The following is a 354-nucleotide window of genomic DNA, read 5'->3' as shown; positions in this document are numbered from 1 at the left end:
TTTTTGCGCTGTAAGCTTTCTTTTTCCACCCGTTAAACGGGTGGAAAAAGAAAGCTTACAGCGCAAAAAACTCCTTTCGAGTAGAATGTAGATGTTCAGGCTACATGAAAACGAGAAAGGAGTTTTTCGAATAGATAAAAGTTTAGCGCATAGTAAGTGGATATGTAAGTATCATATCATATTTACACCAAAGTATCGAAGAAAAATCATCTATAACAAGGTGAGAAAAGATTTGCAGGAATGTATCAGAAAGTTATGTAAATACAAAGGAGTAGAAATTATCGAAGGAAGTTTGATGCCGGATCATGTGCATCTGTTGTTGAGTATACCACCAAAATATAGTGTAGCGAGCTT

General features: G+C 35.6%; 1 protein-coding gene. It reads left to right on the top strand.

Annotated elements, in window-relative coordinates; translation table 11 throughout:
* Window positions 1–91 precede the first annotated feature (91 nt).
* Window positions 92–354: IS200/IS605 family transposase (gene tnpA, locus CHK_RS04630; RefSeq protein ID WP_046442872.1), on the top strand; the 263-nt coding region annotated here is incomplete at its 3' end.

The sequence above is a fragment of the Christensenella hongkongensis genome (assembly GCF_000981035.1).
Taxonomy (GTDB): domain Bacteria; phylum Bacillota; class Clostridia; order Christensenellales; family Christensenellaceae; genus Christensenella; species Christensenella hongkongensis.
Note: the sequence above shows the minus strand (reverse complement) of the source record. Positions and strands in the feature narration are given on the sequence as shown.